The 11,285-nt window shown below is 37.4% G+C and carries 8 protein-coding genes; all 8 read right to left on the bottom strand.

Features of this window, described 5'->3' with window-relative positions; translation table 11 throughout:
* Positions 1-506: 506 nt before the first annotated feature.
* Positions 507-4,469, bottom strand: a complete 3,963-nt coding sequence (locus AB1414_08440) for a GAF domain-containing protein (protein ID MEW6607466.1) — start codon at positions 4,467-4,469, stop codon at positions 507-509.
* Between the two features lie 81 nt (positions 4,470-4,550).
* Positions 4,551-4,952 (bottom strand): hypothetical protein, encoded by a 402-nt coding sequence (locus AB1414_08435; GenBank protein MEW6607465.1) that lies wholly within the window; start codon positions 4,950-4,952, stop codon positions 4,551-4,553.
* A gap of 141 nt (positions 4,953-5,093) precedes the next feature.
* Positions 5,094-5,885: a M48 family metallopeptidase gene (locus tag AB1414_08430; protein ID MEW6607464.1), complete on the bottom strand. Its 792-nt coding sequence runs from the start codon at positions 5,883-5,885 to the stop codon at positions 5,094-5,096.
* Positions 5,886-6,083: 198 nt separating this feature from the next.
* Positions 6,084-7,742: a PEGA domain-containing protein gene (locus AB1414_08425; GenBank protein ID MEW6607463.1), complete on the bottom strand. Its 1,659-nt coding sequence runs from the start codon at positions 7,740-7,742 to the stop codon at positions 6,084-6,086.
* Positions 7,743-8,011: 269 nt separating this feature from the next.
* Positions 8,012-8,809 (bottom strand): ATP-dependent sacrificial sulfur transferase LarE, encoded by a 798-nt coding sequence (gene larE, locus AB1414_08420; GenBank protein MEW6607462.1) that lies wholly within the window; start codon positions 8,807-8,809, stop codon positions 8,012-8,014.
* Positions 8,810-9,028: 219 nt separating this feature from the next.
* Positions 9,029-10,264 (bottom strand): SufD family Fe-S cluster assembly protein, encoded by a 1,236-nt coding sequence (locus tag AB1414_08415; protein MEW6607461.1) that lies wholly within the window; start codon positions 10,262-10,264, stop codon positions 9,029-9,031.
* Positions 10,257-11,048, bottom strand: coding sequence for a Fe-S cluster assembly ATPase SufC (gene sufC / locus AB1414_08410; protein ID MEW6607460.1), 792 nt, complete (start codon positions 11,046-11,048; stop codon positions 10,257-10,259). The genes AB1414_08415 and sufC overlap by 8 nt, the downstream gene beginning before the upstream one ends.
* Before the next feature lie 14 nt (positions 11,049-11,062).
* The coding region (locus tag AB1414_08405; GenBank protein MEW6607459.1) for a hypothetical protein at positions 11,063-11,285 on the bottom strand (223 nt) is incomplete at its 5' end.

The raw sequence follows: 11,285 nt of genomic DNA, 5'->3' as shown, positions 1-11,285 counted from the left end.
AGACACAGAGACGCAGAGAAGAAAATTAAAATTTATGGACGATAGGCTTAACATCCCTGATTTTCATCAGTGCAAGCTCTTGAGTCCAACAACATTAAACTTGCCCTGATGAAAATCAGGGATGGATTAACAAATCTGGCTTGCCGGCTGAACACTCGGCAAGCAGGTCCTATGTATTTCAATGGCTACACCAATAATCTTTTCTGTTATCTGATTTATTTCCATATCTTCTCTGTTCCTCTGCGTCTCTGCGGTAAATTACCACCTGAACGGTTACAGGAAAAATAAATGTAAAATGTAAAATAGGAAATGAAAAATGGGAAATTTTAGGACTTCGCAAAACTCATTACCTTTCAGTTATACATTTTCATTTTACATTATCCATTTTACATTTAACCGCACAGGTCGAATCTTTTTATTATTCGTGTTCATTCGTGGTTATATATTCCCTCTGTGTTCTCTGTGACTCTGTGGCTATATCCCTGAACGGTTACGGGAAGAGATGCCTACTCATATCTTTCCCAAATCTTATGTTCACCTACTGGTGTGGCTGATTTAATTTCTTTTTTCTTTTTCTCTTTTTCCCGCCTTGCTTTTTCAAGGGCGTCTTTGCGCAGGATGGGATGTATTTTCAGGAAAGCCTCGACTACCTTTGGGTCAAATTGTTTCCCGGATTGGTCTTTTAATTCCTCTATTGCTTCCTCATCAGACATACTTTCCCGAAATGCCCGTGTTGAGGTCATTGCATCAAAGGTATCTGCCACAGCAATGATTCTGGCTAACAATGGTATTTTTTCATCGGCTAATCCATCCAGATAACCTGTGCCATCATACCGTTCATGATGATGATAAACAATCGGGATAACATCCTTCAAAAATTCCAGTGGTCTTAAAATTTGACTACCCAGGAACGGATGATTCCTTATCTCCCGATGTTCATCAATACTCAATTCCTTTTCTGTCTTGAGTAAAATACTCTCCTTTATGCCTATCTTCCCAATATCATGTAAAAGGGCAGATACTTCTAATGTTTTAAGGGCATCATTAGAAAGATTCAATTCTTTACCAATGGCGACTGCATATTTTTCTACAGCCTCTGAATGTCCCTTTGTGAACGGGTCTCTTGTTTCAATTACCAATGAAAGGCTCCGCAAAGTATCCATACTGTGTCTTTGCAGATTTTGGTATAATTTTGCATATTCGATTACAATTGATGATTGTTCAGAAATAGTAGTTAAAACTTCAATATCCTGTTCATTAAAGAAAGACTCATTAAGTTTTGATGAAACAGTCAATGCTCCAACGGTCTTTTTTCTAATATTAAGAGGCACACCCAGGTATGATTTTTCAATATAAATATTTTTCTCCTCTTCGCTTAAGGTTGTATCTTCTGGTAAATTATTAATCAAGAATGGATGATTGGTTTGGATGACCCTACTGGCAATTCCAAATCCTGGTGTTAATTTTTCTTCTCGCTCTTGTTCCATATAGGTTAATCCATAAGCCGCTTCTAACTTAACATGACCATCTGGCTCTAATAAAGATAAACTTGCCTTTTTAACTCGTAATACCTTAGCCGTCAACTCGACAATTTGTGTTAACAGTTCCTCCACACCAAATACTGATGTAATCATTTTATTCACTGCTTGAACTGTAGATAGTTGTAATGCCCGACGCTTTATCTCATCAAATGCCTCAGCATTACTTAAAATAATGGCTGTTTGATTAGCGATGATAGAAACCATTCGTTCATCTTCACTACAAAATCCTCCACCTGCGGGTAGTTTATTTATAAATTCCATAACCCCTATTGGTTTATTATCTTTAATGATTGGAACAGCAAGGACACTTCGGACATATAAATCTCCTATTTGTTTAAATCTTGGGTCTTTGCGGGCATCATCAAGTATTACACCTTCTCCTTTTTCACCTACCCAGCCAACTATACCCTCACCCAGTTTAAATTTAAGTGCTTTAAATAGTCCTTCGCTTACCCTCTTTTTACCCTGACCAACCTTAACGATATACTCCTTACGGTCTTCATCCCACAGAAATACAAGTCCCAATTCTGAACCTATGACTTCATTAATGACATTTACTGCCAGGGCTAAAAGCTCAGTTGTATTTGTCGTTAATGCCATTTTATTGGTTATTTGTTGTAGCCCTGATAATTCTTGCAATCGTCGAGTTGTCTGAGTGTATAGTTTAGCATTTTCTATGGAGGAAGCAGTGGCTTGTGAAAGGGCAGTAAGCAATCTTATCTCTTCTTTGGTTAATTCTTCTTTAGTTTGCGAGATAAGGGTTAAAATACCAATGACCTTATCTTTTGCCACTAATGGGAATAATAAAGCATACTCTATTTTTCCTGTCCCAACCAGTATTTTCAAATTGGATATATCTTCTGTTGTTTTAAAACAAAGGTATCTTTTGCTAACAAATAAAGGTTTTAGTTTTTCTTTTAATTCATCCTTTTCTAATTCTAACTCTGCGTCTAAAGTTTTATCTTCTCCAAAGCCGCGTTCGGCTATTCTCTTTAATTTATCCTTTTCATAAAGAGAGATACTTATGGCAAAGTCTGGGAATATTGTCGTTATTCTTTCCATGACGATTTTGAAGATTTCGGAAAGACTGAGAGTAGAAGATAAAGCAGTCGAGATAATATAAAAACTTGATAATTCTGTTACCCGTTGAGTAATTATTTCATATAATCTTGCTGTTTCAATGGCAATACTGACCTCATTGGCTAAAGTGCAGAGTAAATTCAGGTCAGATTCTGTAAATACACCCGCTCCAACTCGATTACTAATATTAAAAACACCAATTAATTTATCCTTAAGAATCAATGGGGCACACATAGCATCTTTAATCTCAGTTTCTACTTTGCCTGATTTGAATCGAACATCATCCACTTTACCAATAAGTAGTAGAGGTTCTTTTTTCTCTGCCACCCAACCGGCGATACTTCCATCTCCTGGTTTTTTAACTGTATGTTTAATAATTTCTTCAGAAAGTCCTTCAGCGGTTTTAATCCTCATTTCACCTGAAGATTCATCTAATAACATAATCGAGCCATGTTGAGCCTGGAATATTTCACTCCCTTTCTTCAGAATTAAGGTTAATACCTCCTGGAGTTCTCTACCCTCACTAATAGTTTTACTTATTTCATATAATACCGATAGGGCATTAGCCGCGGTTTTTAGTTCGGCATATAATTTAATGGTTTGTAAGGAGACAGCGGTTTGAGAGGCTAAAACCATAAGTATTTTTTCATCTGCCTCATTAAATCCTTCTTCACGCTTTGAATTGAAGACATTGAGCACACCTATAGTTTTTTCTTTATACATTAGAGGAACAGAGAGTTGAGAATAAAGGTCTTGTTTTAAGGGATTAACAAACCGTGAATCTTTACTTAAATCCTGTATATTTTGTAATTTACCTTCTTTAGCCACCCAACCTGTAATTCCTTCACCGAATCGAACACTTGATTTCGCTAATTTTTCCTCAAGAGGATATGTGCCTTTGCAAATAACCTCTCCTGAAATCTCATCAATTAACCAGAGAGAAGATTTCTCTGCCAGAGTTATGTCAATCGCACCCGCCATAATTAAATTTAATTGTTCTTTAAGGTCGAATTTTGTGGTAATGGCTTGTTCTATTTTGAGTAAAGCCATAGAGCTGGTAATTTCGCGTTGTAAAGCATCTTTAGTGATTCCATAAAGTCTGGCATTTTCTAAATCGGTTGCGGCCTGGGCAGAAAATATATTAAGTAAGTCTATTTCTTCAGTGGTGAAACTACGCTGGGTTTTAGAATAAAATTCTAAAACACCAATTATTTCATCCCTGACTTTCAGTGGTAGTCCAAGATATGAGGAGAATCCTTCACTTTTTACCCAGTCAGGCATTCTGGGGTCTGTAGATAAATCCTGGATAGCGAGGGATGTTTTGTGCTGAACCAGCCAATTACTTATCTTTCCTTTGGTTTCCATTTGTGCCAGGTCTGTTTGAATGCCTTCTTTAGCCTTAGGGATTATGTCTTCTTTCATCTTCCCTGCCAGACTAACTAAACAACCCTCTACCCGGGCTAATTTGACACCCGCCGATGGAATTAACTCCAGAATCTCATTCATATGAAGGGTAGAGGTTAGTCCTAAGGATATTTGTTGAAGGGTAGCGAGTTGTTCGGCACGATAGTTACTTATTTTTTCATCACTTCGCGCCTTGAGGAGAATAAAATTATGCATCGCCAGAAGAATTACCAGAAATAAAACAGACATCCATAAAACAGTAACATTATGAAGGAAGAAGAAACTTAAAATAACAAACCCAATGACGACTATCCCAACAACCCAATTAAGTAGTTTGTCAAAGTCATTTTGTTCAAGAGGAATTGAATCTTTTCCTTCGGTTCTTTTTAGATAATGAGTGAGAATTTTTAAATTATTGACGACAAAATCTGTTATTTCTTTCATTGTTATTAATTATGATAGCAAATAATTTGAATTTAGTCAAGGGAAATTTCAGGGAAGAAGTTAAGACCTATTCCCTTATTTCTACCTTTTTAATAACTCACTAATACCTTTTTCCACTTTACCCAGTTTATTTTCAAGTTTCATATCAATTGCGGCGACTAATTGATTGAGCCAGGGAGGTGGGTCTTTTAAGGATTTTACGATAGTCTCCATCGATGTTCGCATATCATCAGCAACGATTTTTAAATCACTGCTTGCTCCCATTATCATTGGCATAACTTCTTCCTTCATATTATTGGAAATCCCATCTGCATCCTCCATAAATCTTAATGCCTCAGATAATTTAGTTGGTAATTCTTCCATTTCCTGTCTTATCTTTTTCAACTGTAATAACTCCCACCAGAGAAATGTAATTAAAATTGCCCAGACTAATATCGTTGCAAACAGAAGAACAACTAAAGTTATTTCTAAAAAACCGACCATAAGATTACCTCCTTTATTTTGGTAAATGGTAAATGGTAAATGGTAACTGGTAACTGGTAAATGGTAAATGGTAAATGGTAACTGGTAAATGGTAACTGGTAACTGGTGAATGGTAAATGGTAACTGGTGAATGATAATTAGTTACCAGTTACCAATTGCCTTCTTAAATCCCGCCTCATTTCGTATTAAATTGGGCTTTTGTGGTAATGAGGCGATTTTTTCTTCAACTCGCCTTATCCTGTCTGAAGTCAGCGGATGAGTTCTTAACAGAATCTCTATTTTACTGGATTTCTCTTTTTCTTTTTGTTTTAGTTTATTAAAGAATTCTACCATACCTTTTGGGTCATAGCCGGCTTGATAGAGGAAATGAATCCCCAGGTCATCAGCCTCAAATTCTGCCTCACGGCTATATCCTAAAAAGACAAGATTAGCGGCAATGTTTGAAAGGTCTTGAATAGCTTTTTTTTGGTCTTTTAAAAGGATACCGGCTAAAATGTCATAAGTCTGATATTTTTGTATTTGTTTGACCGAATGTCTGGCGGCGATATGACCTATTTCATGGGCAAGCACAGCGGCTAATTGCGCCTCATTATCCATAAATTCTAATGCCCCGCGATAAATATAAATATATCCACCTGGCAGGGCAAAGGCATTAATTACCTCAGAATCTATTATCTTAAAATGATAGACTATATCCTTACGAAAACATACCCCGGCTAACTTTTGACCAACAGCATGGACATATTGGGTTAAAGACGGATTATTTAAAACCTTATTTTCTTTTTCTATCTGTTGGACGACCTGTTCTCCAATTGCGATTTCTTGTTGTGTGGAGATAAATATGCTTTCCTCCCGCTCTAATCCTGTTTGAACCGTGGCACAACCTAAAAATTGGCTTAAAATAACGATAACGAATAAAATATGCTTAATCATTTTCTCCCACTCCTATTAGAGTTCTGCAAAATCAGGAAACTGTAGTTTTTAAGTAACTATTTACCCAAATGAAGTGCAAGGTAATCGGTAATCAGGTAATCGGTAACAACCAATGATCTTTTCTCTTTACCGATAACCTGATGACCGATAACTGATTACCTGAATTTCACTTCAGATGGCTAAAATGTTACCAGTATTTTATTTAACACTTCCCCTAAAAAATATCCCGGCATCGTATCGAAAATCACCATTTTCTTTACCCAGACCAATTAAAACCTCAAATTGATGAGCAAGAGGGAATCTCAAACCTACACCATAGCCCTCAATTTTATCATATTCAAGTAATAAAAACAAATCCCGTGTCAATTGGCTCATTAAACCACCACTATATCGCAATTGACTATGGGCATTTTTTCTTAACAATCCTGCCCCTAAGTAATATTCAGAATGTCCGAATGGCAATTTAATTGGTGCAGATAGAAGTGTGGAAATACCGCAGGATTTTTCCTTCTGATGTTCCCGCATATCATAAGTCTGATAATAAAAATCTAAGGCGAGGTTTTTTAAAAGTGTCTGCTTTGCTCCAATCCCTAATCCCTGGATACGGAGTTCTAAATTCTCTATTGGTGAAGCGGCTCTCAGAATAAATCCTTCTGGATACTTTAACCCAATGTCTATTTCACCTTCTTTTAGAATATTTGGCGTTTGAACTGTCAATAATTCTGGTGGTGCCTCTTTAGGTGGTAATGATGGGAGAATAGATTTTAGTTTTACATCTACCTTTTTCTGACCAGGTCCATCTATTATCACTCTGTTTTCCACATTCTCATATCCTGGTTTTCCAATATTTATTCGATACACACCCGCAGGTAAATTAGAGATAAGTAAAGGCGTCATCCCTTTAAGGGTTTTACCCATATAGACATACGCTGATGATGGTGAAGAGGTAATAAGCACCGAGCCTTCTACCTTAGGAATTATCTCTTGTTCAACTGATTTAGGCAATGCAAAAGAAAGGTTTAACAGCGAATAATCATAGAAATTTATCCTGGCTAATGTAGGTTTATACCTGGCTTTAGTTATCTTTAATGTAATTTCCTTGTTCTGGATATTTTTGATGATAAGTGGACTGACTCCAATCGATTTTTCATCAATTTCTACTTGTTGAGCGGCTGGTGTTGGGCTGACAATTAAATGTCTTGCGGTCTTAGGTGTCCATTCCAGTGGATATCTTCTGACTTTATCACCGACACTTAGTTTTATATCTGTGGTTTGGACTATTTCTGAAGATTCTTTATCTACTTTGACTATTTTTACATTTCCTGTTGAGACATTATTCTGAATAACTGCAAAATTATCCCCTAATTTTAAGCCCGCATCTTCTCCCATATCAATAAAAATACCTTTTTTATCAATTTCTTTTATCCGACCTTCTAAACTAAAAACTCGCTCAAAACAATTGAGAATCTGTTTATCTAAATCCGGGATTTCCTCATAATGGGTATTAATAAAAGCGGTATTTATTAATAATGAATCCCTTTCTAAAACCTGGTAATTACCGATAACCAATACATCTGCATCTAATAATTTTCCTAAGGAATACGCCCTATCTTTGGTAATTACACCCATTTTTTTAAATGCGGCTAAATCAAATACCTTTTTTACTACCCTCTGGTCAATTATATTAAACTCTTTTGCAAGAGAATATGCAATTAAATCATAAGAAATTTGTTGACCAGCAAGATTAAGTGGGCTACTTAAATCCTCAAATTCTAAGATAGCCACTGTTTTTGCCTCTAAATTTCTGTTCAAAAACAATAATAAGGCTAAAATAAGAATTTGTCTTCTGAAAGGCATAATAAATAGTATCATATCATAAAATGGAAGAATTGTCAATAAAAAATCTTATCTTTCGTAATGGGTCAGTGAAATGGGGGATTTTCCTGAAAGTAGGAAGTAGGAGAGTAGGAAAGTAGGAAAGGGGGAGACATTGCCCCCAGAAGAGGAATACCGTGCACATACTTTATCCCTTTCCTACTTCCCTACTACCTACTTGCCTACTATTTTCATTCCCCCAAATAACTGATGTATTACATCTTTCCTTTTTCTCCTTCTCAACCTTCTTTTTACGCCTCATTCATACTTCCGGTTCGATAACCTTCCAGGTCAATGCTAATGTAAGTATAGCCAAGTTTTTTGAGATTAGCCACTATTTCCTTTTGCCTCTTCAGGAGGAGGGGTATTTCTTCTTCAAGCACTTCAATTCGGCAATAGTTTCCATAGTGCCTTATGCGGACAACAGATATGCCAAATCCTTTAATGAATTCTTCTGCAGATTCCACTATTTTTAGAGCATGAGGAGTAATCCGCATACCATAAGGGAATCTGGAGGCAAGACAGGCCATTGAGGGTTTATCGAAGGTAGGTAATCCCATCATTTTTGATATCTCTCGGATTTCATTTTTAGTCAATCCGACTTCTTCCAGTAAAGACCGACCGCCAGACTCTTTAATAGCCTCTCTACCCGGTCGGAAATCAGAAATATCATCCACATTTGAGCCATCGAGTATGTATGGCAGACCGTATTCTTTGGCAATCTGGCATAGTTGGTTGAATAATTCCCTTTTGCACAGGTAACATCTGTTTCTGGGATTATCCGCAAAGTCAGGGATTTTTAACTCATCGGAATCAATAATTAGATGCTTGATGCCCAGTTTTTTTGCCATTGCCTTTGCAGATTCAATCTCTGATGTAGGGTAAAGTGGTGACCTGGCGGTGACGGCAAGGACTCTATCCACGAGCACATCATAGGCTATTTTGACCAGTAAGGTAGAATCCACACCCCCAGAGTAAGCAATTAGCACACCGCCCATTTCTGAAAGGATATTTTTTAATTTATCTATCTTTGAATAGTCAGTCGTCATAAAACTTATCCTTACCCACAAGTTTTAGTGGACACCGTGAAGCGTGAGAAGAAAGGGGTTTTAATAATTGACAATTGACAATTCACAATTCACCATTATTAAGGAAATTTAGGGAAAAAATTGTGAATGGTGAATTGTGAATGAATGCATAGTTAATAACATTGTCCAGTAAAAGATGTGGGTAAGGATAAGGTCATAAAAAGGTCTGACACCTAATCCCTACATCACCTTTTCCGAAGTTAGTTCTATTGTTCGTCGGACTTCTTGTTTAAGATGTTCAGGGAGTCCTGGTACCTCCGGGTCTAAAAAGCCACGCACGATTAATGCGGTTGCCTCATCTTCATTTAAGCCACGACTCATCAAATAACACAATTGAGCCTCCTCGATTTTACCTACAGCGGCTTCATGGCTCAAATCACATCCTTCTGCCTTTGCCTCAAGTTCGGGGATAGAATGAATTTTTGCTTTATTACTTAAGAGTAGTCCACGGCAGTCAAGATGTGCTTTAGTTTCAGCCTTTTCTCCAACCAGATGTCCTCTGGCGATTATCTGAGTAGAGTCTCTGGCAATTGCTCTGGTAGTCATTTCCGCCCGTGTTCCTTCAGCCTTAAGCACTGCCCTTGAACCAACATCAAGTAGAGAGTTGTTACAACCATAAAGCAAAGTATGGTATCTGACGCGGCTATTTTTGCCCATTAAATACGAGGTTGGATACATCTGAATGCTTTTGACGGGTTTAAAACAGATATAATTGGAGATGAATGTGCTACCTTCTTCAATAATTGCACCAGTTCTTGGTCTGACTTCAACATCTTCTGCCCAACCGTGAATCATGGTAAAGGTAATCGTTGCCCCTTTCTTCACATAAAATTCCGAGATGCCGATATGCATCCCGCTGGAAACCAATGGATGGGTGGTACAGCCAGTGATGATATGGAGTTCAGAATTTTCTTCGGCAATAATGATATTATGCACCGCTTGTAATAATCCCGCAGTGCCAATGAACAAACAGGCTTGCACTGGCACATTCAATTTAACACCCTCCTTACTGCGGATAAAATAACCACCTGTCAGATTGATTTCTGTTCTGGCAGTGTATTTATCCATATCTACGGCAACTGCTTTCCAGTAATAATCTTTTAGCCAATCATACTGTTTAAGTGCCTCAGCCGTACTTAATACCTCAACTCCTTTTATCCCTTTCTTCTGACAGGCAAGAATAGGCGTGTGGTCATACTGAAAGAATGTTCCCGAGCGTTTATTTTCATCTGGATTTATTCCTACTTGATGAGCCTTTTCAGCCACCTGGCCGGTTAATTTATCCGGGGAAGAAATCATCTCTACATAGGCTGGTTTTGAACTAAATTTATCAATATCTATATCTGTGCCAAGCAGAGCAGGTTTCTCTCTTACTTTTTCTGCGGATGCTTTTAATTCTTCTCTGAAATCAGTCATTTTTCATCTCCTTCTCAATAATGGCTTTCAATCCTGGGGGACAAAGTTCTAAATATTCACAAAATCCCTTTTCTTCAATGCGGGTAAATATTTCTATCGGGTCGCCTGTTTTAACAATCCTGCCACCGCACATTACATGGGCTAAATCGGGTCTTAAATAAGGTAGAATATGGCGGTAATGGGTAACAACCAGACAGGCACAATGATTTTCTTCAATATATTCACCTAAATCTTTACCAATCATTTTTAGCGAGTCAATATCAACGCCAGAATCAGGCTCATCAAGAATCATTAATTTTGGTTTTGAGGCAAATATTTGAGCTACTTCTGAGCGTTTTCGCTCACCACCTGAGAAACCAACATTAACCTCTCTATCCCGAAAAACCTCTGGTAAAAGTCCTACTTTAGTTAAAAGAGGTGTGGCGAATGATTCTTGTGGTTCTTTAAACGAGTCCCAGAGAGTTTTACCACCGGCTATTCTGATTAAATCGCGCAATTTTACACCCCTTATCTCTGGTGGAGATTGAAAAGCAACCGACAATCCTAATTTTACCCGTTGATGAATTGGTTTAGAATTTAATTCAGTACCCGCAAAGGTTATTTTTCCGCTTACCACCTGATAATGAGGGTAACCTAATAAGGTCATAATTAAAGTGCTTTTGCCAGAGCCATTTGGTCCCATCAAGATATGCACCTCTCCTTTTTCAATATTTAGATGGACGCCATTTAACACCTGCTTATTATTAACCTTTACCACTAAATCCTTTATTTCTAACAAACTCATTCTGAGAGCCTCCTTTATTTAATCCAGGTGCCTTTCCCGAAATTTGGGACGGTTCCTTTTATCTGGAGTTTCGTGAATTTTCTATGATTCCTTTTACCTTTAATCTTTGCGTTCTTTGCGGTCGATTTCTTTGCGTTCTTTGCGGTTAAAAAAGGATAAACCACAAAGGGCACAAAGTAATAACGCAAAGGACACAAAGGGAAGAAAATAGGTGAAGCATTTTTTATCAACTCAACT

It is taken from the genome of bacterium (assembly GCA_040755795.1).
In the GTDB taxonomy this organism is placed as follows: domain Bacteria; phylum UBA9089; class CG2-30-40-21; order CG2-30-40-21; family SBAY01; genus JBFLXS01.
This window is presented reverse-complemented; position numbering and strand designations above follow the sequence as displayed.

What these genes read in the sequence shown, in the direction of transcription:
- AB1414_08435 (MEW6607465.1), bottom strand. Translation starts at nt 4,952, where the DNA reads ATGGTCGGTTTTTTAGAAATAACTTTAGTTGTTCTTCTGTTTGCAACG.
- sufC (MEW6607460.1), bottom strand. Translation starts at nt 11,048, where the DNA reads ATGAGTTTGTTAGAAATAAAGGATTTAGTGGTAAAGGTTAATAATAAG.
- AB1414_08440 (MEW6607466.1), bottom strand. Translation starts at nt 4,469, where the DNA reads ATGAAAGAAATAACAGATTTTGTCGTCAATAATTTAAAAATTCTCACT.
- AB1414_08415 (MEW6607461.1), bottom strand. Translation starts at nt 10,264, where the DNA reads ATGACTGATTTCAGAGAAGAATTAAAAGCATCCGCAGAAAAAGTAAGA.
- AB1414_08430 (MEW6607464.1), bottom strand. Translation starts at nt 5,885, where the DNA reads ATGATTAAGCATATTTTATTCGTTATCGTTATTTTAAGCCAATTTTTA.
- AB1414_08425 (MEW6607463.1), bottom strand. Translation starts at nt 7,742, where the DNA reads ATGCCTTTCAGAAGACAAATTCTTATTTTAGCCTTATTATTGTTTTTG.
- larE (MEW6607462.1), bottom strand. Translation starts at nt 8,809, where the DNA reads ATGACGACTGACTATTCAAAGATAGATAAATTAAAAAATATCCTTTCA.